The sequence below is a fragment of the Amycolatopsis sp. cmx-11-12 genome (genome assembly GCF_046269425.1).
Classification (GTDB): Bacteria; Actinomycetota; Actinomycetes; order Mycobacteriales; family Pseudonocardiaceae; genus Amycolatopsis.
In genome coordinates this window covers 84,511-104,824 of record NZ_JADNQM010000018.1, presented here as the reverse complement: position 1 = coordinate 104,824, position 20,314 = coordinate 84,511, and the positions used below count along the sequence as shown (strand labels likewise).

Here is a 20,314-nt window from a genome sequence, read left to right as displayed (position 1 = left end):
CCGATCGATCGATCGATAGGGTCGAATCCATGCGGGTCGACACGGTTTACGAGAACGCCCGGTTCCTCACTGGAGCGGGGGAATCCGTAGCGCTTGCGGCGCTGAACGGCCGAATTGTCGCGTTGGGCCATGATGCCGCCGCGCTTTCCGCAAAACGCCGGGTCGACCTCGGCGGCTCGGTGGTGGTGCCCGGTTTCCACGACGCGCACAACCACATGGCCTGGTTCGGCATGGCTCTCGACGACGTCGCGCTGTCGGATTGCCGCAGCGTGGACGAGGTGTACGACGCCGTCGCGCGGCGCGCGGCCGAAACGCCGCCGGGCGGCTGGATCATCGGCAGCGGCTACGACCAGAACAAGCTCGTGGGCGGCCATCCGACGAGGCAAGGGCTCGATCGCGCCGCCCCCGGGCACCTCGTGCGGCTCAAGCACACGTCCGGGCATATGACCGTGGTCAATTCCGCGGTGCTGGAGCAGCTGGACCTCGCCGACGTCCCGGTGGGCGGTGACGTCGTCCGCGACGAGGACGGTTCGCCGACCGGGCTACTGCGGGAACAGGCCCAGCTGATGCTGCGGCCGCTGACCTACCCGACGCCGGTGGAGGCCGTCGTGCGCGGGCTGGACCGGGCGAGCGCGCGATACCTCTCCGAGGGGATCACGAGCGTCCAGGAGGCCGGGATCGGCGGGGGTCTCGTGGGGGAGACCCCTGCCGAACTCGCCGCGTACCAGCTGGCGCGTGACCGCGGGGTGCTTCGGGTGCGGAGCACGGTCATGGTCGCGGCGAGCGTGCTGCACGATCTCGATGCGGGCGCGGGCTTCGGTCTCGACTTGGGGATGCGCACCGGATTCGGTGACGAATGGCTGCGGATCGGCGCGATGAAGCTGTTCGCCGACGGTTCGCTGATCGGCCGGACCTGCGCGATGCACGAGCCGTTCGCCGGGGAACCGGACAACGTCGGCTACTTCCAGGTGCCGGAGGACGAGATCGCGCGGACGATCGCCGCCGCGCACAAGGCGGGCTGGCAGATCGCGACGCACGCCATCGGCGACCGCGCGATCACCGTCGTCCTCGACGCCTACGAAGCCGCGCTCAAGGCGGATCCGCGGCCCGATCACCGGCACCGCATCGAGCACTGCGCGGTGCTGCGGCCCGAGGAGCTGAAGCGGCTGGCGTCGCTGGGGCTGATCGCGTCGCCGCAGGGCCGGTTCGTCAACGAGATCGGCGACGGGATGCGCGCCGCCCTCGGCCCGGAACGCGAACCCTGGTGCTACCGGCTCAAGAGCCTGCTCGACGCGGGATGTGTCCTCCCCGCCAGCTCGGACCGCCCGGTCGTCGAAGGCGCGCCGCTGCTCGCGTTGGCGGACATGGTGCGGCGGAAGACCTCGTCCGGCGTCGTCCTCGGTCCCGAGGAACGGCTGACCCCGGCCGAGGCACTGCACGCCTACACCTACGGCTCCGCTTATGCCGCCTTCGCCGAGAAGGACCTGGGCACGCTGCTGCCCGGCAAGCTCGCGGACTTCGCCGTCCTCTCGGCCGACCCGACCGACGAGTCCACTTTGGATTCGATCCACGTCGTCGCCACCGCCGTCGGCGGCGACCTCGTCTACGAACGGAGCTGACACTGATGCCGGTACGGGACGCCGTCGCGGACGACATCGAGGAGATCTGCGCGCTCATCGAGGAGCACGCGGTCTACGAGGACAAACACGACCTGAAGCTGGACCGCCAGGAGATGGCCGGGTTCCTCTTCGGGCCCGCTCCCAAGGCCTGGGTGCTGCTCGCCACCCCGCCGGGTGAGCCGGGTGAGGTCGCGGGCTTCGCCTTCTGCAGCTGGAACTTCTCCACCTGGGAGGCCAGGCCCGGGATCTGGCTCGACGACCTCTTCGTGCGCCCCGGCCACCGCCGGTTCGGCCTCGGTCGGGAGCTGCTCGACGAGCTGGCCGCCCGGACGCCGGGCCGGGTCGAATGGGACATGCAGGAGGGCAACGCGAAGGGTGAGGCGTTCTACGCCCAGCTGGGCGCCGAGCAGGTCCCAGGCTGGATCCGGTACCGCTGGCGGCCGCACGCTGGGTGAGTCGCGGCCAAGCGGCAAGCCGTAAACTCGCACCCATGGGTGAAGCGGCAAATCGCAGGTCGTCGTCCGTTGAGGACTACGTCCGGGTGATCTACGGGCTGGTGGAACGCGGTGAGGCCGTCACCAACACGTCGCTGGCCGGACGGCTGGAGGTCAGCCCGTCTTCGGCGTCCGGCATGGTCACCAAGCTGTCCCAGCTGGGGCTGGTCGCGCACGTCCCGTACCGCGGGATCGAGCTGACCACCGAGGGCAGGCAGCTCGCCCGCTCGGTGCTCCGCCGCCACCGGCTGATCGAGACCTACCTGGTGTCCGAACTCGGCTACACCTGGGACGAGGTGCACGCCGAGGCCGACGCGCTCGAACACGCGGTGTCGGACAGGCTCGTCGAACGCATCGCCGCGAAGCTCGGCAACCCGGTGCGAGACCCGCACGGCGACCCCATCCCCGCCCCCGACGGCAGCGTCGAGGAGATGCCGATGCGCATCCTCGACGACCTCCCGCCCGGCGCGGTCGGCGAGATCGTCCGCGTCTGGGACACCGATCCGGAACTCCTGAGGTATCTCACCGAGCACGCCATCAACCTCGGCGAGCGGATCGAGGTCGTCGAACGCCAGCCCTTCGGCGGCCCGATGGTGGTCAAGGTCGGCTCGCCGCCGGACGCGGCGACGCACGCGATCGGCAAGGAGATCGCACAGGCGCTGTCGGTCGCTTTGCGCTGACTTGTGTCCACTGTGGACACATTTCGCCCGGGTCGTCCGGTGGGAATTTTCCCTACGTCCCTGCATAATTCGGCTCTCGGGCACGTCACCCACATGCCGGGCGGATAGGTGATCTAAGGCCCTTCCGATCATGTGTTCGCCCGCCTAGGCTGCGCTTTTCCGGGTGGCTAGCGAGCGTGCGAAGGCGATGACGATGACCGGTCAGCGGACACACACCATCGACCGGGGGGTGGCGGAAGGACGTGAACTCAGGCGGCTGCTGGAGAGCGGGCCGTTCGCGGACGCCCTCAGGGCGGCGATCAGGGCGAGGGGTCTCGGTCTCGACCGGATCCGGTATCGGCTGCGGGGGCGGGGGTGCTCGGTCAGTCTCGCAACGCTGAGCCATTGGCAGTCGGGGAGGTGTCGTCCCGAACGGCCGGAATCCCTGCTGGTGCTCAAGAATCTCGAGGAGGTCCTCGGGGTGCCGTCGGAGTCACTGTCACGGCTTCTCGGGCCGCCGCGGGGGCGGGCGCCCCGGTGTACGGTGCCGGGCGAGGGCCTGGTGATGCCGCGAGGCCGGGAGACGTAGAGGCTGGGTGGCGGAGCCGGGACGTTTCACTGGAACAAGACCACACGCGTGAACCAGCCCCGGCCGAAGGCCTCGCGATCGCGGTGGCAGGGCGCCCTGGATGCAGAACGTGACGTGCATCGCCGACGAGCGCCCTGCCGACGTCGATCGCGGACGCGGGTTCACCGAGAGACAGAGGGAGTGCCGGTGCGGGCGGTCGTCTTCGAGGAGTTCGGGGTGCTGCCCGAGGTGCGCGAGGTGCCGGATCCGGCCGTGCCGCCGGGCGGGGTGGTGATCGCCGTCGACGCGACCGGCGTGTGCCGCAGCGACTGGCACTCCTGGCAGGGGCACGACACGTCGGTGAAACTGCCGCACGTCGCCGGGCACGAACTCGCCGGCCGGATCACGGCGCTCGGCGAGGGCGTCCGCGGCTGGTCGGCGGGCGACCGGGTCACCGTGCCGTTCGTCTGCGCCTGTGGCACCTGTGCTCAATGCGCGGCCGGTGACCAGCAGATCTGCGACCGCGAGTTCCAGCCGGGCGCGACCCACTGGGGCTCGTTCGCGGAGTACGTCGCCATCGAAAACGCCGAGGTCAACCTCGTGGCGCTGCCGGACTCGCTGTCCTCGGCCGAGGCGGCGGCGCTGGGCTGCCGGTTCGGGACGGCGTTCCGGGCGGTGCTGCGCCAAGGTGGGGTCCGGCCCGGCCAGTGGGTCGCGGTCTACGGCTGCGGAGGCGTCGGTGTCTCGGCGATCCTGCTGGCCGTCGCGGCCGGCGCGTCAGTCGTCGCCGTCGACCCGTCTCCGCAGGCCAGGGCGCTGGCGGCGCGGATGGGCGCTGTTTCGGTCGTCGACCCTTCCGGCTTCGAGGGTCACGAAGCCGTCGCTCTCTTTGTCCGGGAGCTGACCGGCGGCGGCGCGCACGTCTCGCTCGACTGCCTCGGCTCGCCGACCACCTGCGCGGCCTCGATCGGCAGCCTCCGGAAGCGGGGACGCCATGTCCAAGCCGGACTGATGCCGCCCGCGCAGGGCATCGCGCCGATCCCGATGCACCGGGTGATCGGCGGGGAACTGGAGATCGTCGGCATCCACGGCCTGCAAGCGCACGAGTACCCCGAGATGCTGCGGGTGGTGGAAACCGCCGGGATCGACCTCGCGGGCATGATCGGCAAGCGTGTCGGCCTCGACGATGTCCCCGCCGTGCTGGCGGAGATGAACGACCCGGTGCCCGCGCGGGCCGGGGTGACGGTGGTCGACCTCGCGCTGTAACCGGGTGAACGCACAGTGGTCAACCGGCCGATCGGAGTAGTCCGAAAGGTGGCTTCTCGCTGCTCGTTGTGGCAGGTTTTTCCGCTGTGACAGTCACGGACGTTCCGTCTCGGCCGCGTCTCGTCCGGCGCGTGCTGGCCCGGTTCGCCGCGGCCGGGGTGATGGTGCGGGGCCATCGGCTCATCGGCGCGCGTCCTGGTTCAATCGACGGGTGGATGCGCTGATCCCTCGCCCGAGGGCCGAAGTCGCGCCCGGTGCGGTGCACGTCCCCGGCTGGCTCGATCTCGATGAACAACGCCGTCTGGTCGAAGCCTGCCGCGGCTGGCGTGGCTACCGGCAGACGAGGCTGCCGAACGGCGGCGTGATGTCCGTGCGGACGGTCTGTCTCGGGTGGCACTGGTACCCGTACCGGTATTCGCGGGTGACCGACGACGGCTCCCCGGTGCTTCCGTTTCCTTCCTGGCTGGGCGATCTGGGGCGGCGGGCCGTCCTCGATGCCCACGGGTCCGCGTCGTACGAGCCCGACATCGCGCTGGTGAACTTCTACGACGCCGCCGCGAAGATGGGGATGCACCAGGACAAGGACGAGGCCTCGCTGGAGCCCGTCGTGTCGCTGAGCCTGGGAGACGCGTGCGTCTTCCGGTTCGGGAACACGTCGGATCGCGGGAGGCCTTATTCGGATGTGGATCTGCGGTCGGGGGATCTGTTCGTGTTCGGCGGGGAATCGCGGCTGGCTTTTCACGGGGTGCCGAAGGTGGTGCCGGGGAGCGCTGATCCGGAGTTGGGGTTGGTGGGGCGATTGAACATCACTTTGCGGGTTTCGGGGCTTGCTTCGCATTCTTAAGGCGCTTCGCGTCCTTCTCTTTACTCGGGGTCTGAGGCAGGGGGAACCCGACGTGACCCGCTCAAAAGCCTCAAGCGAGCCGGAACCGCACCCGCTGTCCCGGCCGAACCTGCGCGGCCAGATCCAAATCGGCCTCGTCCACCACCGCGATCACCGGGTAGCCCCCGGTCACCGGGTGGTCGGCCAGGAACAGGATCGGCTGCCCCGAAGGGGGAATCTGCAACGCGCCGGGCACGGCGGCCTCGGGTGGCAACTCCCCATCGCGTGCCCGCGAAAGCGCCGCACCCGATAGCCGCACACCCACTCGATCGACGTCGGAGGTGGCGACGTAACCAGAAGTGACCAAAGTGGACAGTGCGCCGGGAACGAACCACGGAACCCGGGGCCCCGGAGTGATCCGCAGAACCGGTGCGTCGGGCAGGGGAGCACGAGGTGCGAGATCGACACCGGGATGGTCCACAACGCGGTGGCCTACCGGCAAGGTCATCCCGGCCGACAACACCGGCGGTCCCAGTTTGCCGAGGGTGTCGGTCGCCCGGGCACCCAGCACCGGCGGGACGTCTATGCCGCCGCGCACGGCGACATAGCAACGCAAACCCCGAGAAGCCGTGCCGAGCACGAGGTCTTCACCCGCGCGTAGGAAGATCGGCGAGTCTGGGCCGACGGCCAGTCCGCCCGCGGTGATCGAGCAGGGCGCACCGGTGACGGCGACGGTCGCCGGTGCCGAGAACCGCAGGACGAGGCCGCCCAGCACCGCCTCCAGGGCCGCGTTGCCTTCGGGGTTCCCGACCAGACGGTTCGCCAGCCGCAGTGAGCCGCGGTCGGCGGCACCGGATCGGCCGACGCCGATCGCGGCCAGGCCGGGGCGCCCAAGATCCTGTACGGTGGCGAAGATCCCCGGCCGGACGACTTCGATCTTCGAGGTCATCGGAAAACCGCTGAAGAGAACCGGATTCGCGTGCCCGGCGCCAGCAGGTTCGGCGGCTCCCGGTCGACGTCCCACACCGGCAGCGTGGTCCGTCCGATCAACTGCCAGCCGCCGGGTGAGGCGTTCGGGTACACCGCCGTGTACTCGCCCGCGATCGCGACCGATCCGGCGGGCACCCGGGTGCGCGGGCTCGTCCGGCGCGGCAGGTGGAGGGCGGGGTCGAGGCCGGTCAAATACGCGAAACCCGGTGCGAAACCACAGAACGACGAGACATACGTGCCGTCCTCGTGCCGCCGGACGACCGCCTCCGCCGACATTCCGGCCGCGGCCGCGACGTCGGCCAGGTCCGGGCCGTCGTAGCGCACCGGCACGACGATCTCGGCCGACTCGCGTGGCGCGACGTCCACAGTGGACTTGTCCAGGATCGCATCGGCGAGCCGGTCGTGGTGTGTCCGGCCGGGATCGAACCGGACGAGCAGGGTCCGCGCGGCCGGGACCAGTTCGACGACGCCGTCCGGCGGATCCTGCGCCAGTGACGCGTGCAGCCCGAGCACCTCCGACGGATCGTCGAAGTCGACCATGGCCGCACGCGCCCCATAGGGCAGCACTCGCATCAGGTGGCCTCGAGGAACGATCCGATGTGGACACCCGACGCGCTCAGTCCCGCGCGGATCCGTCGCGCCAGTTCGACGGCGCCGGGTGTGTCGCCGTGCACGCAGAGCGAATGCGGCTGGAGGCTCAGTTCGGTCCCGTCGTCGGCGACGACCTTGCCGGTGGTCGCCATCGTGACCGCCCGGTCGGCGACGGCGTCGGCGTCGTGGAGCACGGCGCCTGGCAGTTTCCGGGAGACGAGAAGACCTTCCGGCGTGTACGCGCGGTCCGCGAAGGCTTCGGCGTACGCGGGGAATCCGGCTTTTCCCGCTTCCTTGGCCATTTCCGAGTCCGGCGGGCACAGCAGTGCGAGCGCGGGATGGAACCGCCGGATCCCCTCGACCACCGCGGCCGCCTGCTCCGGATCCACCGCGGCCGTGTTGTACAACGCCCCGTGCGGTTTGACGTACCGCACCCGTGTCCCCGCCGCGTGAGCGAACGCGTCGAGCGCGCCGATCTGGTAGAGCACGTCGTCGGCCAGATCGGCCGGGGCGACGTCCATCGCCCGCCGTCCGAAGCCCGCCAGATCGCGGTACGCGACGTGGGCGCCGATGACGACTCCCCGTTCCGCCGCGCGGTCGCAGACTCGCCGCATCACCGACGGGTCACCGGCGTGGAAGCCGCACGCGACGTTCGCGCTGGTGACGATGTCGAGCATGGCGTCGTCGTCGCCCATTTTCCAGGCGCCGAAACCCTCACCGAGGTCACTGTTGAGATCCATCAGGCCACCCTGAACTCACTGTCGAGCTTGTCGGTCACGAACATGTAGCCCGGCGCGTGCGTGATCGCGAACGGCGGTCGCGAGGCCATGAGCGCCGCCTGCGGGGTCACGCCGCACGCCCAGAACACCGGCACGTCACCGGGTTCCGCGGCGACCGCGTCCCCGAAATCGGGGTGGGCGAGATCGGGGATCCCGAGCGCGGCCGGATCCCCGATGTGCACGGGCGCGCCGTGCACGGCCGGCATTCCGCGGGTGATGCGCACGGCGTCGTCGACGCGGTCCTCGGGGATCTGCCGCATCGAGACCACCATCGGCCCGTGCAGCCGCCCGGCCGGGACGCACTCGCGGTTCGTCACGTACATCGCCACGTTGCGGCCCTGGTCGACGTGCCGCAGCGGGATCCCCGCCGCGGCCATCGCCGATTCGAAGGTGAAGCTACAGCCGATCGAGAACGCGACCATGTCGCTGCGCCACAACCCGCTCGCGTCCGAGATCTCACCGGACAGCGCGCCGTTCTGCCAGACGCGGTAGCGCGGCAGGTCGGTGCGCAGATCCGCGCCGCGCGCCAGCCGCGTCGACGGGTCGCCGGGGTCGCTGACGTCGAGTACCGGGCAAGGCCCGAGGTTCCGCTGGCAGAACAGCAGGACGTCGTAGGCCCAGTCCTCGGGGACGGCGATCAGGTTGGTCTGGGTGAACCCGTTCGCCCAGCCGGTCGTCGGCTTTTCCGTGCCCGTGCGGAACAGGGCGCGGGCCTCGCCCGGGGACATCGTCGCCGGTTCGTCGAAAGTGGTCATCGCGGTGCCTCCTCTTCCGATTGTCGTCACAGGAGTTCGCGGCCGCGAGTCTCGGGCAGGCCGAGCAGCGCCAGGATGGCGATGCCGTAGCCGACCGCGCCGAACACCATCGCGCCGCCCGCGCCGAGGAAACCGACCACGGCGGGGAAGGTCGCGCCGATGGCCCGGCCGAGGTTGTAGGTGAAGCCCTGACCGGTCCCGCGCAACGCCGACGGGTACAGCTCGGCGAGGAACGCGCCGAACCCGCTGAAGATCGCGGACATCGAGAACCCGAGCGGGAAGCCGAGGAACAGTACGAGCGTGTTCGCACCCGGCGGGATCTGCGTGTAGGCGATGATGAGACCCGCCGACAACACCGAGAACAGCAGGAACGTCTTCTTGCGCCCCAGGATGTCCGTGAGATAGCCGCCGGTGACGTACCCGATGAACGCGCCGGAGATCAGGAACGCGAGATAGCCGCCGGTCCCGATCACGGTGAGGCCGCGCGTGGTCTTCAGATAGCTCGGCAGCCAGGTCGCGAGCGTGTAGTAACCGCCCTGGACACCGGTGGCGAGCAGCGCGGCGAAGAACGTCGTGCGCAGCAGGTCCGGCTTGAAGATGCCCGCCAGCGAGCCGCGTTCCTTCTTGGCGGTCCTGGCCGCTTCCGCGACGGGCGCGTCCTGGACGTTGCGGCGGACCCACAGCACCAGCAGCGCGGGGATGACGCCGGTCCAGAACATGACGCGCCACGCGATGTCCGGGCTCCAGATACTGAAGACGACCGTGTAGACGACGACCGACAGCGCCCAGCCGACCGCCCAGGCACTCTGGACGAAGGCGACCGTGCGGCCGCGGTACTTCGCCTGCGAATACTCCGCCACCAGCGCGGCGCCCGCGGCCCATTCACCACCGAAACCGAGGCCTTGCAGGGCGCGGAAGATCAGCAGCGTTTCGAAGTTCGGCGCGAACCCGCAGAGCACGGTGAAGATCGTGTACATCGCGATGGTGATCTGGAGGGTGCGCACGCGGCCGATGCGGTCGGCGAGGACGCCCGCGCCGATGCCGCCGATCGCCGAAACCACCAGCGTCGTCGTGCCGAGCAGGCCCGCCTCACCACCGGAAAGTCCGTAGTAGGCGGTGATGGCGGCCAGGCCCAGCGGCAGGGTCTGGTAGTCGAACGAGTCGAGCCCGTAGCCGCCGAACGCGCCGACGAAGGCCTTGCGGCCGCGCGAACCGAGCGTGCGGAACCAGGCGAAGGGGCGTGTGTCTTCGGTAGTGGCTGTCGCGTTCATCGGCACCTCCAGAGGGTGAATCTCATCGTGGCACGGGTCACATGAGTAGCCACTGTAAGTATTGTTCAACAATTCCACAAGAGGATCCTTGGCTGGTCCTCTTGTCCCTAGGTAGGATCGGTTACGTGACGATCGCGGAGGGTGGTCCCGTCTCAGTGCAAGGACTCGAAGCCGACCGGGGCATGATCAGCCGCACCAGCACCGCCGAGCGGGTCGCGGGTGTCCTGCGCACGCGGATCGCCGAAGGTTTCTTCCTGCCCGGCGTACGGCTGTCGGAACACGACATCGGCTCGGCGCTCGGCGTCTCCCGCAACACGTTGCGGGAGGCTTTCCGGCTGCTCACGCACGAACGGCTGCTGACCCACGAGCTCAACCGCGGCGTCTTCGTGCGGGTGCTGCCCGTCGAGGACGTCGTTGACCTCTACAAGGTGCGCAAGGTCGTCGAGTGCTCGGCGGTGCGGGCGGTGACGGAGAAGCCCCCGACGTTCGCGAAGCTCGCGCGCCTGGTCGAGGACGGCAGGCTGGCCGAGCGGAGTGAACGCTGGCAGGACCTGGGCACCGCGAACATCCGGTTCCATTCGGCGATCGCGGAACTCAGCGGCAGCGAACGGATCGACGAGCTGATGCGCGGCATCCTGGCCGAGCTGCGGCTGGTGTTCCACATGATGGCCGACCCGCGGCGCTTCCACGAGCCGTACCTCAAGCGCAACGCGGAGATCCTCGAGCGCGTCGAGGCAGGCGATGGCCTCGGTGCCGAAGCGCTCCTCGCGCAGTACCTCACCGACGCCGAAAACCAGCTCGTCGAGGCCTACGCCGAACGCTCCCCCTGACGCAATTCGGCACCTGGTTGCGGTAGTTGGGAAGGCGAACTATCGCAAGCAGGTGCCGGATTGCGGGGGGCGTTAAGGGGTGGTCCACTTCTGGTTGGTGGTGCCGGCGCAGGTCCAGAGCTGCAGGCGGGTGCCGTTCGCGGAGCTGTTCCCGGTGGCGTCGAGGCATTTGTTCGCCTGCGGGTTCACGATGTCGCGTGCGCCGCTGATCGCCCATCGCTGCGCGCCGGAACCGTTGCAGTCCCACAGCTGGACGACGGCGCCGTCCGCGGTCGAGCCGCCGGAGACGTCCAGGCATTTGCCCAGCGCGCGGATCGTGCCGTCGCCGCCGACGGTCCAGTTCTGCGCCGCGTTGCCGTTGCAGTCGGTGAGCTGGATCGGTGTGCCGTTGGCGGTGTTCGCCGCGGCGACGTCGACGCATTTGCCGCCGATGCCGGTGATCCGCCCGGTCCTCCCGGCGGTGTCGCTGGAGTTGACGTGCACGTAGTCGACGACGAGGCGCTGCGGGAAGACGGTGCTGGAGTTCGGGTCACCCGGCCAATAGCCGCCGACCGCGAGGTTCAGGATCAGGTAGAAGGGGTGGTCGAAGACCCAGCGGTTGCCGTTGAGATCGGCAGGGGTGCGTGTCTGGTAGAGGTTTCCGTCCACGAACCACCGGATCTGGTTCGGCGCCCAGTCGACGGCGTAGGTGTGGAAGTCGTCGGAGAAGTTCGGGCCGTTGTAGCCCGCGCCGATGCCGCTCGCGCCGGAGTAACCCGGGCCGTGAAGCGTTCCGTGCACCGTGTTCGGCTCGAAACCGACGTTCTCCATGATGTCGATCTCGCCGCTGTTGGGCCAGCCGACGTTGCCGATGTCGGCGCCGAGCATCCAGAACGCGGGCCACATCCCCTGTCCGCGCGGCAGTTTCATGCGGGCTTCGAACCGGCCGTAGGTCTGGGTGAACTGGCCCTGCGTGGACAGCCGGGCCGAGGTGTACTCGCAGCGCCCGTACCAGCAGTTGTAGTTGCCGGGATTCTCCTTCTTCGCGGTGATGACCAGGTTGCCCTGTCCGTCGAGCGCCGCGTTGTTCGTCCCGGACGTGTACCACTGGCGCTCGTGGTTGTTCACGTTGTCGCCGGTCTCGAAATGCCACTTCGAGGTGTCGATGCCGGCGCCCGCGGGGCCGTTGAAGTCGTCGGTGAACGTCGCGGCCAGGTCCGCGGCTTCGGAGGCAGGGGCTTGGGCTGTCGCCGGGAGCGAGCCGAGCAGGACGGCGGCGGCGAGCGCCGCGGCCCATCGGAACCGGGAGGAGATGGACATCGTTGTCGCCTCTCTGACCGTTGGGGACCCGAGGAGGAGGCGCACGGCGGAACTACTTTGTTGCGCCTGGCAACAAAGTATGCATGGTCTTTACCACTGCGACAAGACGTATTTTTCGAACTCGAATTAAGGTCAGGCGGCCGTGCCCCGCTTCGAACCGGCCGTCCGCGGGTCCGCGCCCTGGTCGAGCAGGGCGGCGACCGGGAGGGTGGCGGCTCCTATGGCGACGGCGTCCGGCCCGAGCTGTCCGAGCTCGATCTCGGTCTGGTCGAACACGTGCGCGAGCGCGTGCGCACCCGCCACGCGCCGGATCTCGGGCAGGTACTCCTCGCCGAGCGCGAGCCCGGCCCAGCCGCCCAGCACGATCCGCTCCGGGTTGAACAGGTTGATCAGGTTGCCGATCCCGGCGCCGAGGTAACCCGCCGTCTCCTCGAGCACCTTGGCCGCGGCCTTGGACTTGCCCGCCGACGCCAGCAGGGCGGCGAACTGCGTCTGCTCGTCCTCACCCGTCGTGGATTTCCCGCCGCGTGCCTTGCGATAACGCGAGAGGACACCCTCCGCGCCGACGTAGGACTCCAGGCAGCCACGCGATCCGCAGCGGCATTCCTGTCCGCCGTAGACGATCGTCGTATGGCCCCATTCGCCCGCGCTGCTGGTGGAACCCCGGTAGGTGGTGCCGTCGGTGACCACGGCCGCACCGACCCCGGACCCGATCAGGACGATCACCGCGTGCCGGGCACCGCGGCCGGCGCCGAACCACATTTCCCCCTGGCCCTGGGTTTTCGCGCCGTTGTCGACGAACAACGGCAGCTCGACGCCTTCCGCGCGCAGAAGATCGGTCAGCGGGACTTCTTTCCAGCCGATGGTGGGTGCGTGGACGCGGAGCGCCGCGCCCTGTTCGACGGTGCCGGGAACGCCGACGCCGACACCGAGCACGGTCGCTTCGTCGATCCCCGATTCCGCGATCACTTCCCGGATCCCGGACGCCACCTGGGTGACGGCCGCGGCCGCGTCGGGTCGCGGGGAGGCGAGGGGGTGTTCGACGGTGGCGAGCCGGTTCATGGTGAGGTCGAACAGTTCGACCTTGACGCCGGTCTCGCCGATGTCGACGCCGGCGACGTGGCCGTACGCCGGGTCGACGCGGAGCAGGACGCGCGGCCTGCCGCCGTCGGATTCGACCAGCCCGGCTTCGGTGATGAGGCGTTCTTCGCCGAGTTCGGCGGTCACGTTGCTGACGGTCGCGGCGCTCAAACCGGTCAGACCGCTCAATTCGTGGCGGCTGAGCGGGCCGTCGAAGTAGAGTTTCGACAGCAGGAGGGAACGGTTGTGCCGCCGCAGGTCACGGACGGTGGTGCGCTTGGCAGGCATGCGGATACCCATCTGATGGCGGCGGACCTTTCCAGGATGCCCCACGACCTTAGCCTCCGCCATGTATTAACTGGTGAAATAAGGCGGGCGGGCATTATGACGGGGGAACGCGAACTCATCGGCACCCTGCCGTCCGATTTCCGATGGGGGGTCGGCAGCTCGGCCTACCAGATCGAAGGCGCGGTCGCCGAAGACGGACGAACACCGTCCATTTGGGACACCTACGGCCAGTCGCCTTGGGCGATCGACAACGGTGACACCGGCGAGGTCGCCTGCGATCACTACCACCGGATGCCCGCCGACATCGCGCTGGTGAAGGAACTCGGCGTCGACACCTACCGGTTCTCCGTTTCCTGGCCCCGCGTACAGCCACGCGGACGCGGCGGCGTCAACCCCGCCGGGATCGGCTTCTACGACCGGCTGGTCGACGAACTGCTCAACAACGGCATCGATCCGTGGCTGACGCTCTACCACTGGGATCTGCCGCAGCATCTCGAAGACGCGGGCGGCTGGCCCGCGCGCGACACCGCTGTCCGGTTCGCCGACTACGCGATGCTCGTGTTCGAGCGGCTGAGCGACCGCGTCCGACACTGGACCACGCTGAGCGAGCCGTGGTGCACGGCCATGCACGGCTACGTCCACGGGGTGATGGCGCCCGGCCGCCGGGACGCGAAGGCGGGCATGGCGGCGGCGCATCACCTGCTGCTCGGCCACGGCCTCGCCGTGCGGCGGATGCGGGAACTCGCGCCACCCGGCACGAAGTTCGGCATCACGCTCAACCTGAGCACCGCAGACCCGGCCACGCCCAGCGAGGCCGACCGCGAGGCCGCCCGGTTCGAAGACGGGCTCGGGACGCGGTTCTACCTCGACGCGCTCGTGCACGGCCGGTACCCGGAGGACGTCCTCGATGATCTCGCGCGGCAGGGCATCCGCCTGCCGTCCGAGCCGTGGGACCCGTCGATCATCGCGGCACCGCTCGACTTCCTCGGCGTCGACTACTACTTCGGCACGCGGTATTCCGGGGTGGAGGAGAACGGGGACGCCGTCGAGCAGTTCGGGATGCCGTCGTTCCGCAAGGTCCCGTTCGGGGCGCCGTCGACGGCGCTGGGGTGGGAGATCCTGCCGGACAAGCTCACCGAACTACTCGTCCGCCTCAGCCGGGACTATCCCGGTCTGCCGCTTTACGTCACCGAAAACGGCGCCGCTTTCGCCGACGTCCCCGACGAGACCGGCTTCGTCCGCGACGACGACCGCGCCGCGTACCTGTCCGCGCACATCGCCGCTACGGCCGCCGCGCGGCAGGCGGGCGCGGACGTCCGCGGCTACTTCGCCTGGTCCTTTTTGGACAGTTTCGAATGGGCGTACGGCTACGCCAAACGACTCGGCCTGGTGCGGGTCGACCGGGACACCCAGGCGCGGACGATCAAACAGAGCGGGCTTGCCTACCGGGACATCGTCGCGCGGGTCAAGAAGTCAGGGACCGCGCGATGATCGTCCGCTGGACTTCGGACGCGCCTTCGTAGATCCGCGGTGCCCGGACCTCGCGGTAGAGGTGTTCGAGCAGATGCCCTCGCCGCAGCGCCCGCGCGCCGTGGATCTGCACGGCCGAGTCGACGACGTATTGGGCGGTCTCGGTGGCGAACAGTTTCGCCATCGCGGCCCGCCCTGCGAGGTTCCGCTCGCCCGCGTCGTAGGCGGCGGCCGCGGCGTAGACGAGCAGACGCGACGCCTCGATCCGGGTCGCCATTTCAGCGAGGGTGTGTGCCACGGTCTGCTGCTTCAGCAACGGACCGCCGAACGCGACCCGGGTCTGGGCGTGGGCGACGGCGGCGTCGAGCGCGGCTTGCGCCATCCCGACGGCGAACGCGCCGACACTCGGCCGGAAGAGATCCAGCGTCCGCATCGCGACACCGAAACCACGGTCCTGCTCACCGAGTAGTTCGTCTCGCTCGACCCGGACGCCGTCGAAGACGAGGGTGCCGATGGGATGCGGGCTGACGAGGTCGAGGTGCTCGCCGGAAAGCCCGGCGCGGTCTGCGGGGACGACGAACGCGGAGACGCCGCGCGAGCCCGCTTCCGGTGTGGTGCGGGCGAAAACGCTGTAGAAGTCGGCCTCGGGGGCGTTGGAGATCCACATCTTCTCGCCGGTGAGCCGCCAGCCGTCACCGTCGGGCTCGGCGGCGAGTTCGAGTGCCGCCGCGTCGGAGCCCGCGTTCGGCTCGGTGAGCGCGAAAGCGGCGACGGCGTCACCCGCCGCGACGGCGGGAACCCACTTGGAGACCTGCGAATCCTGTCCGGACTGCAACACCGGATACGTGCCCAAGCCCTGCAACGCCAGCGCTGTCTCGGCTTCGGTGCTCTGGCTCGCGAGGGATTCCCGCAGGATGCAGAGATCCGTCGCGGCGGCCTCGCGGCTCGGGCTGCCGCCGTCGACACCGGGGAACAACCGGGAAAGCAGGCCGAGCGCGCCCATTTCCTTGAGCAGCGGCCGGTTGACCGCGCCTTCGGTGCCGGATTCGGCCAGCGGGCGGAGCTTCTCGGCTCCCAGCCGCCGGACTTCGTCGGCGAAGGCGCGTTGGTCCGGGTTCAGCGCGAAGGCGGTCATCGATCACTCCCAGATCGCCAGCGGGCGTGCGCGGTGCCGGGTTCCCCCGAGCGAAGGAGTTCCAGCCGTGGTTTCGGCCCGTCGCTGCGGCCGCCCTGCGGTTTCCGGCTGCCCGCCGCGTACTGCTTCGGCCACGGCATCGGATAGTCCTGTTCGGCGGCGGCGTGCAGTGTCCACTGTGGATCGTAGAGATGGGTCCGGCCGAGAGCGCACAGATCCGCGCGGCCCGCCAGGATGAGCGAGTTGACGTCGTCGTAGGAGGAGATCGCGCCGACGGCGATCACCGCGATCCCGTACTCGCGCCCGATCTCGTTGCGGATGCGGTCGGCGTACGGCGTCTGATAACTGCGGCCGTACTCGGGTTTCTCCTCGCTGACGACCTGGCCGGTCGAGACGTCGATGCCGTCCGCGCCGTGCTCGGCGAACGCGCGCGCGATCTCCACGGCCTCGTCGACGTCGATCCCGCCGTCATACCAGTCGGTCGCGGAGATGCGGACCGTCATCGGCCGGTCGGCGGGCCACGCCGCGCGGACCGCGTCGAAGACTTCGAGCGGGAAGCGCAGCCTGTTCTCCAGCGAGCCGCCGTAGGAGTCGGTGCGGCGGTTGGTCAGCGGGGACAGGAAGGACGACAGGAGGTAGCCGTGCGCGCAGTGGAGTTCGAGGAGGTCGAATCCGGCGCGGCCGGCGGCACGGGCGGAATCGGCGAACTGCTCACGGATCTCGTGCAGCTCGGGGACGGTGAGTTCGCGCGGGGTCTGATTCGCCTCGCTGTACGGGATCGCGGACGGACCGCAGACCTCCCAGTTCCCCTCCGGCAGCGGCTGATCGATCCCGTCCCACATCAGTTTCGTCGAACCCTTGCGGCCGGAGTGTCCCAGTTGGACACCGGTCCGAGCGGGAGTGTTGCCGTGGACGAAGTCGGTGACTCTCGCCCAAGCCTGCTCCTGCGCCGAGGTGTACAGGCCGCCGCAGCCCGGGGTGATGCGGCCGGTCTCGGACACGCAGACCATCTCGGTCATCACCAGCCCGGCGCCGCCGAGTGCCTTGCTTCCCAGATGCACCAGGTGGAAATCGGTCGGGACACCGTCATCGGAGGAGTACATGTCCATCGGCGAGACGACGACGCGGTTCGGCAGGTCCAGGTTCCCGATGCGGAACGGCTGGAACATCGGCGGCCGGACGTCGGAGTCCACAGTGGACGCGAACCAGGCGTCCAGCTCGGCGGCGAACTCGGGATCGCGCAGCCGGAGGTTGTCGTAGGTGACGCGGCGGCTGCGGGTGAGGATGTTGAACGCGAACTGCGCCGGGTCCTGATGGGTGTACTGACCCATGTTCTCGAACCACTCCAGGCTCGCCTGGGCGGCGCGCTGGGTCGAGGTGACGACGGGACGGCGCTCGGTCTCGTACGCCTTCAGGCCACTGTCCAAATCGGACTGCTCGTGCAGGCAGGCGGCGAGCGCGAGCGCGTCCTCCATGGCGAGTTTCGTGCCGGAGCCGATGGAGAAATGCGCGGTGTGGGCGGCGTCGCCGAGCAGGACGACGTTCTCGTGCCGCCAGCTCGCACAGCGCACGGTGGCGAACGCGGTCCACTTCGAGTTGTTGGCGAACACCTGGTGGTCGCCGAGGACGTCCGCGCATAGTTCGCGGATGACCTCGATCGACTTCTCGTCGCTCTCGCCGGGCGCGAGTGACGTCGCGGCGATCCCGCCGAACGCGCGCTGCCAGACGTCCTCGTGGAGTTCGAGGATGAAGGTGCTCGCGGTGTCGCTGTACGGGTAGCCGTGGATCTGCATGATCCCGTGCGGGGTCTCGAGCACGTGGAACTTGAAGGCGTCGAAGACCAGGTCGGTGCCGAGCCAGATGTACTTGCAGCGCCGGGTCTGGATATCCGGCCCGATGGTCTCGGCCAGCGCGGCGCGGGTCGGCGAGTTGACACCGTCCGCCGCGACGACCAGGTCGTACGTCGCGCTCGCCTCGGCCACGCTCGGCGCCTCGGTGCGGAAACGCACGTCCACGCCGAGTTCCGCGCAGCGTTCCTGGAGGATGCCGAGCAGCCGTTTGCGGCTCATCGCGGCGAACCCGTGCCCGCCGGAGGTGTGCACCGTGCCGCGGAAGTGGACGTCGATGTCGTCCCAGCGCGCGAACTCGCGCCGCATGGCGGCGTGGATCACCGGATCGGCGTGTTCGATGCCGCCGAGGGTCTCGTCGGAGAACACCACCCCGAACCCGAAGGTGTCGTCGGGCGCGTTGCGCTCCCAGACGGTGATCTCGTGATCTGGATGGAGCTGTTTCGCCAGCGTGGCGAAGTAGAGCCCCGCCGGGCCGCCGCCTAACACCGCGATACGCACGTCGCTCAGGGTATGTCGCGGTATGTACGACCGTCAACGACGCGGGATATGCTGACCCGTATGGAGCGCATCAACCCGCCCGGACTCGGCCGCCCTTCCGGCTTCTCGCACGCTGTCGCGGCGAGTGGACGATTCGTCTTCCTCGCTGGTCAGACGGCGCTGGACGAGGAGAACCGCATCGTCGGCGAAGGCGTTGTCGAGCAGTTCGAACGCGCGCTGTCCAATCTGCTCACCGCGTTGCGCGCGGCGGGCGGAACGCCGTCGGACCTGTGCAGCGTGACCATCTACATCGTCGACATGGACGACTACCGCGCCCACGCGCGCGAGATCGGCGCGGTGTGGAAGCGGCTGGCCGGGAGTGAGTACCCGGCGATGGCGGGGATCGGCGTCAGCCGTCTTTGGGACGTCGAGGCACTGGTCGAGGTGCAGGGCTTCGCTGTCGTTTAAGGGAGAGTGCGCGAGACGTGGGCGGCCGCGGCCTCGCCCAGTCGCGAGTGCAGCGTGAAGAACAGGTCCGCCGCCCGGATCCCGGCCCACGCGGGCGGCAGCAGTTCGGCGGGCAGCCCGGGGTCGAGGTACGGCAGGCGCCGCCAGTCGGTCAGCACCCGGACGTAGTCGGCGAACGCTTCGGCCTCGTCCGTGGTCTTGCGCCGTTGCCAGCGCCGGTGGGCGGGTGTGTGCTCGTCGAGGAAAGCCGTGTAGAGCGTTTCGAGCTGGTCGAGGTCCCACCAGTCGCGGATCTTCTCCCGCACGTCGCCGAACGCCAGATGCTCGGCGTGGAAGAGATCGGCGTAGTCCTCCAGTTCGAGCCGTCGCAGCATGTCCGCCGTCGCGTCTCGCAGGTGCGCGGGCGCGATCCAGACACCGGACGACGCCGTCCCGAAGCCGAGCTTGGCGAGCTGGGTGCGAAGAACATGCCTTTTGTGCCGTTCGGCTTCCGGGACGGAGAACACCGCGAGCAGCCAGCCGTCGCCGGGGGTGGCGCGGGCGCGGCGGAAGATCCGCTCGTCGCCTTCGCGCAGGATCGCCAGCGCGGTCTCGGAAAGCTCGTAACCGGCCGTCCCGTTCCGGCGCACCGCGGAAAGGATCCCGCGCCGCTTCAGCCGGGAAATGGACGACCGGACGGCGGGTTCCTCGACGTCCACTCCGGCCAGCAGATCGATCAGGGAACGGACCGAAAGCCAGCCGCCTTCGCCGCGTGAGTAGAGGCCGTACACGGTCACGATGAGCTGGCGCGGTTGCGCCGTCCGCCCCGCGCCGTCGACTTCGGTTGCCTCCGACACGACCGTCACCCGGTCACCATACAACGACGGTGGGCCCATCTTTCGGTCGTGACCGAAGCGTTCCGCACTTAGCGTCGCGGTATGGAGAATCCGCTGATCGAAGCCCCCGTCCCGCCGGTGCCGCAGGACGTCGAGCCGGGTGGCGTCCGATGGCTGCGCGCGAACGTCGCCCGGTTCAGCCGCCCCGAGGACCACGCGCGGCGCCGCGCGCTCGTGCTCGCCGAACTCGCGCCGATGGCGTCGTTGCGGGACAAGGCCTTCGCGCTCACCCGGGAACTGCGGGACGATCCGGTGGACCGGATCGTGTGGACGGTCCCGGTCGCCGTCCTGGCCGCCGAACTCGGCCTGCCGGACGTTTCCCGTGACATCGCAACGGTTTCCGCCGCCTACCACCCGCACACCGAAACCGGCCCCGACGCCGAGGAGGCTATGTGGCGGCTGATCGAGGCCTGCGGTGGTGACGTCGGCGAGCGGACGGCCGCGCGGATCGGGCTGCTGGTGCAGGCCTGTGACGCGACGGCGAAGCTGCTCGGCAAGGCCCTGGCCGCGCATCGGCCCGGCGAGGACGCCGTGAGCCTGCTCGACCGTGTCCTGCGCGAGGACCCGCCGGTCCGGATCACCCGGCGGTGGGTCGGCGGCGAGGTCGTCGAGGTGGACCTGGCGAAGCGCCCGTTCGGCGCAGGGTCCAAGCGGTGCCCGGGACAGGCGCACGCCCTCGAAGTGGCCGCGGGAATTCTCGACGTCCTCTTGTGCTGAGACTGAAGTA

General features: G+C 69.5%; 20 protein-coding genes. 10 read left to right on the top strand and 10 right to left on the bottom strand.

The window, feature by feature from the left end:
- Positions 1-29 precede the first annotated feature (29 nt).
- The 6 genes from ACLARN_RS24065 (at position 30) to ACLARN_RS24040 (ending at position 5,450) form a co-directional block, all read left to right on the top strand.
- On the top strand, positions 30-1,619 hold the full coding sequence (locus tag ACLARN_RS24065) for an amidohydrolase (protein WP_409493713.1): 1,590 nt from the start codon (positions 30-32) through the stop codon (positions 1,617-1,619).
- Positions 1,620-1,624: 5 nt separating this feature from the next.
- Positions 1,625-2,074 carry an N-acetyltransferase family protein gene (locus ACLARN_RS24060; protein ID WP_409493712.1) on the top strand — a complete coding sequence of 150 codons (450 nt, stop codon included), beginning with the start codon at positions 1,625-1,627 and terminating at the stop codon, positions 2,072-2,074.
- A gap of 35 nt (positions 2,075-2,109) precedes the next feature.
- Complete coding sequence (locus ACLARN_RS24055) at positions 2,110-2,793, top strand: metal-dependent transcriptional regulator (protein WP_409493711.1); 684 nt, start codon at positions 2,110-2,112, stop codon at positions 2,791-2,793.
- Positions 2,794-2,980: 187 nt separating this feature from the next.
- Positions 2,981-3,361 (top strand): transcriptional regulator, encoded by a 381-nt coding sequence (locus ACLARN_RS24050; protein ID WP_409493787.1) that lies wholly within the window; start codon positions 2,981-2,983, stop codon positions 3,359-3,361.
- A gap of 186 nt (positions 3,362-3,547) precedes the next feature.
- Positions 3,548-4,606 carry a zinc-dependent alcohol dehydrogenase family protein gene (locus tag ACLARN_RS24045; protein ID WP_409493710.1) on the top strand — a complete coding sequence of 353 codons (1,059 nt, stop codon included), beginning with the start codon at positions 3,548-3,550 and terminating at the stop codon, positions 4,604-4,606.
- Between the two features lie 211 nt (positions 4,607-4,817).
- Positions 4,818-5,450: an alpha-ketoglutarate-dependent dioxygenase AlkB family protein gene (locus tag ACLARN_RS24040; protein WP_409493709.1), complete on the top strand. Its 633-nt coding sequence runs from the start codon at positions 4,818-4,820 to the stop codon at positions 5,448-5,450.
- Positions 5,451-5,520: 70 nt separating this feature from the next.
- On the opposite strand, the gene ACLARN_RS24035 is transcribed toward ACLARN_RS24040, so the two are convergent.
- The 5 genes from ACLARN_RS24035 to ACLARN_RS24015 are packed head-to-tail and all read right to left on the bottom strand — an operon-like array spanning position 5,521 to position 9,815.
- Positions 5,521-6,378, bottom strand: a complete 858-nt coding sequence (locus ACLARN_RS24035) for a biotin-dependent carboxyltransferase family protein (protein WP_409493708.1) — start codon at positions 6,376-6,378, stop codon at positions 5,521-5,523.
- Positions 6,375-6,992 carry a 5-oxoprolinase subunit B family protein gene (locus tag ACLARN_RS24030; protein WP_409493707.1) on the bottom strand — a complete coding sequence of 206 codons (618 nt, stop codon included), beginning with the start codon at positions 6,990-6,992 and terminating at the stop codon, positions 6,375-6,377. Before ACLARN_RS24030 ends, ACLARN_RS24035 begins: the two co-directional genes overlap by 4 nt.
- Complete coding sequence (locus ACLARN_RS24025) at positions 6,992-7,750, bottom strand: LamB/YcsF family protein (RefSeq protein WP_409493706.1); 759 nt, start codon at positions 7,748-7,750, stop codon at positions 6,992-6,994. Before ACLARN_RS24025 ends, ACLARN_RS24030 begins: the two co-directional genes overlap by 1 nt.
- The gene (locus ACLARN_RS24020) at positions 7,750-8,544 is read right to left on the bottom strand and encodes a putative hydro-lyase (RefSeq protein WP_409493705.1); all 795 of its coding nucleotides are present in this window, start codon (positions 8,542-8,544) and stop codon (positions 7,750-7,752) included. Before ACLARN_RS24020 ends, ACLARN_RS24025 begins: the two co-directional genes overlap by 1 nt.
- A 26-nt stretch (positions 8,545-8,570) precedes the next feature.
- A complete protein-coding gene (locus tag ACLARN_RS24015; protein ID WP_409493704.1) occupies positions 8,571-9,815 on the bottom strand; it encodes an MFS transporter in 1,245 nt (414 codons plus the stop codon).
- A 182-nt stretch (positions 9,816-9,997) separates the two neighbouring features.
- On the opposite strand from ACLARN_RS24015, the gene ACLARN_RS24010 reads away from it, so the two are divergent.
- Complete coding sequence (locus ACLARN_RS24010) at positions 9,998-10,645, top strand: GntR family transcriptional regulator (protein WP_409493786.1); 648 nt, start codon at positions 9,998-10,000, stop codon at positions 10,643-10,645.
- Positions 10,646-10,717: 72 nt separating this feature from the next.
- Here the strand turns inward: ACLARN_RS24010 and ACLARN_RS24005 are convergent, their stop codons facing one another.
- Positions 10,718-11,944 carry a ricin-type beta-trefoil lectin domain protein gene (locus ACLARN_RS24005; RefSeq protein ID WP_409493703.1) on the bottom strand — a complete coding sequence of 409 codons (1,227 nt, stop codon included), beginning with the start codon at positions 11,942-11,944 and terminating at the stop codon, positions 10,718-10,720.
- Positions 11,945-12,076: 132 nt separating this feature from the next.
- On the bottom strand, positions 12,077-13,324 hold the full coding sequence (locus ACLARN_RS24000; protein ID WP_409493785.1) for an ROK family protein: 1,248 nt from the start codon (positions 13,322-13,324) through the stop codon (positions 12,077-12,079).
- Between the two features lie 84 nt (positions 13,325-13,408).
- On the opposite strand from ACLARN_RS24000, the gene ACLARN_RS23995 reads away from it, so the two are divergent.
- Positions 13,409-14,803, top strand: coding sequence for a GH1 family beta-glucosidase (locus ACLARN_RS23995; protein WP_409493702.1), 1,395 nt, complete (start codon positions 13,409-13,411; stop codon positions 14,801-14,803).
- Here ACLARN_RS23995 and ACLARN_RS23990 read toward each other — a convergent pair.
- Positions 14,778-15,917, bottom strand: a complete 1,140-nt coding sequence (locus ACLARN_RS23990) for an acyl-CoA dehydrogenase family protein (RefSeq protein WP_409493701.1) — start codon at positions 15,915-15,917, stop codon at positions 14,778-14,780. The two genes, ACLARN_RS23995 and ACLARN_RS23990, sit on opposite strands and share 26 nt — an antisense overlap.
- Complete coding sequence (locus ACLARN_RS23985; RefSeq protein ID WP_409493700.1) at positions 15,914-18,265, bottom strand: bifunctional salicylyl-CoA 5-hydroxylase/oxidoreductase; 2,352 nt, start codon at positions 18,263-18,265, stop codon at positions 15,914-15,916. The genes ACLARN_RS23990 and ACLARN_RS23985 overlap by 4 nt, the downstream gene beginning before the upstream one ends.
- Positions 18,266-18,313: 48 nt before the next feature.
- Between ACLARN_RS23985 and ACLARN_RS23980 the strand changes: the two genes are divergently transcribed.
- A complete protein-coding gene (locus tag ACLARN_RS23980; RefSeq protein WP_409493699.1) occupies positions 18,314-18,712 on the top strand; it encodes a RidA family protein in 399 nt (132 codons plus the stop codon).
- On the opposite strand, the gene ACLARN_RS23975 is transcribed toward ACLARN_RS23980, so the two are convergent.
- The gene (locus tag ACLARN_RS23975; protein WP_409493698.1) at positions 18,709-19,557 is read right to left on the bottom strand and encodes a PaaX family transcriptional regulator C-terminal domain-containing protein; all 849 of its coding nucleotides are present in this window, start codon (positions 19,555-19,557) and stop codon (positions 18,709-18,711) included. The genes ACLARN_RS23980 and ACLARN_RS23975 overlap by 4 nt on opposite strands.
- A 72-nt stretch (positions 19,558-19,629) precedes the next feature.
- Between ACLARN_RS23975 and ACLARN_RS23970 the strand changes: the two genes are divergently transcribed.
- On the top strand, positions 19,630-20,304 hold the full coding sequence (locus tag ACLARN_RS23970) for an oxidoreductase (RefSeq protein ID WP_409493697.1): 675 nt from the start codon (positions 19,630-19,632) through the stop codon (positions 20,302-20,304).
- Positions 20,305-20,314: the final 10 nt, after the last annotated feature.

Coding starts and splice junctions, on each gene's coding strand:
- ACLARN_RS24065 (WP_409493713.1), top strand. CDS start 30: ATGCGGGTCGACACGGTTTACGAGAACGCCCGGTTCCTCACTGGAGCG.
- ACLARN_RS24060 (WP_409493712.1), top strand. CDS start 1,625: ATGCCGGTACGGGACGCCGTCGCGGACGACATCGAGGAGATCTGCGCG.
- ACLARN_RS24055 (WP_409493711.1), top strand. CDS start 2,110: ATGGGTGAAGCGGCAAATCGCAGGTCGTCGTCCGTTGAGGACTACGTC.
- ACLARN_RS24050 (WP_409493787.1), top strand. CDS start 2,981: ATGACGATGACCGGTCAGCGGACACACACCATCGACCGGGGGGTGGCG.
- ACLARN_RS24035 (WP_409493708.1), bottom strand. CDS start 6,378: ATGACCTCGAAGATCGAAGTCGTCCGGCCGGGGATCTTCGCCACCGTA.
- ACLARN_RS24030 (WP_409493707.1), bottom strand. CDS start 6,992: ATGCGAGTGCTGCCCTATGGGGCGCGTGCGGCCATGGTCGACTTCGAC.
- ACLARN_RS24025 (WP_409493706.1), bottom strand. CDS start 7,750: ATGGATCTCAACAGTGACCTCGGTGAGGGTTTCGGCGCCTGGAAAATG.
- ACLARN_RS24020 (WP_409493705.1), bottom strand. CDS start 8,544: ATGACCACTTTCGACGAACCGGCGACGATGTCCCCGGGCGAGGCCCGC.
- ACLARN_RS24015 (WP_409493704.1), bottom strand. CDS start 9,815: ATGAACGCGACAGCCACTACCGAAGACACACGCCCCTTCGCCTGGTTC.
- ACLARN_RS24010 (WP_409493786.1), top strand. CDS start 9,998: ATGATCAGCCGCACCAGCACCGCCGAGCGGGTCGCGGGTGTCCTGCGC.
- ACLARN_RS24005 (WP_409493703.1), bottom strand. CDS start 11,944: ATGTCCATCTCCTCCCGGTTCCGATGGGCCGCGGCGCTCGCCGCCGCC.
- ACLARN_RS24000 (WP_409493785.1), bottom strand. CDS start 13,324: ATGGGTATCCGCATGCCTGCCAAGCGCACCACCGTCCGTGACCTGCGG.
- ACLARN_RS23995 (WP_409493702.1), top strand. CDS start 13,409: ATGACGGGGGAACGCGAACTCATCGGCACCCTGCCGTCCGATTTCCGA.
- ACLARN_RS23990 (WP_409493701.1), bottom strand. CDS start 15,917: ATGACCGCCTTCGCGCTGAACCCGGACCAACGCGCCTTCGCCGACGAA.
- ACLARN_RS23980 (WP_409493699.1), top strand. CDS start 18,314: ATGCTGACCCGTATGGAGCGCATCAACCCGCCCGGACTCGGCCGCCCT.
- ACLARN_RS23970 (WP_409493697.1), top strand. CDS start 19,630: ATGGAGAATCCGCTGATCGAAGCCCCCGTCCCGCCGGTGCCGCAGGAC.